The sequence below is a fragment of the Thalassotalea sp. G20_0 genome, assembly GCF_017744175.1.
Classification (GTDB): Bacteria; Pseudomonadota; Gammaproteobacteria; order Pseudomonadales; family Endozoicomonadaceae; genus Endozoicomonas.
The window spans coordinates 1-588 of record NZ_JAGHQV010000459.1; the positions used below are offsets into that span (position 1 = coordinate 1).

The following is a 588-nucleotide window of genomic DNA, read 5'->3' on the forward strand; positions in this document are numbered from 1 at the left end:
GGTTCTATGCATAATTATATTTCATTAATTCATGGAAATATAAAAAGCAGACTGCGGTTCTGTTCAGAAGTTCATTTTGCTGAAATGTGAAAACGGTTCCTGGGTCGAAAGGAGGGGATTACTGGCTGCTTTTTCTCTTTCTCTTGGCTGGTTTGCCGGTTTGTTCTTCTGAATGTTCTTCGGCGGTTAAGTAACCGTGATCTGAGGGTTGCCTGCCTTTATCAGCAGTAACGTAAGCCGCATCTGCCCACCTTCTTTTAAGTGATACAGAGCCATGACCCTGTGGCGGGATGCCTATCCTGGTCTTTATTTGATCAATACATGGTTTCATTAAATCCTGATTCGAAAGCATGTTAACCGGAATTTCAGTAACCTCAAATCCTGCTTTTTGCAACAGTGCGATTTTAAGCAGAGTCGAACCCTTCCTGGTTTTGAAATCACCACCCACGTAATGAGACGGTCCCTGAACTTCAATCACCATGTTGTGATCTGGCAGTAGCAGGTCAACCGGAGGCAGTGAGTTCAGACTCTTTTCTTCTTCAATCTGCAAAGAGGGAAATCTTGATTGGAGTTGATCGCGAAAGTCGG

1 protein-coding gene is annotated in these 588 nt (G+C 43.9%); it reads right to left on the reverse strand.

The annotated features are described in order from the left end of the window. Window positions 1–118: 118 nt before the first annotated feature. The coding region (locus J7438_RS27040; RefSeq protein ID WP_209279103.1) for an RAP domain-containing protein at window positions 119–588 on the reverse strand (470 nt) is incomplete at its 5' end.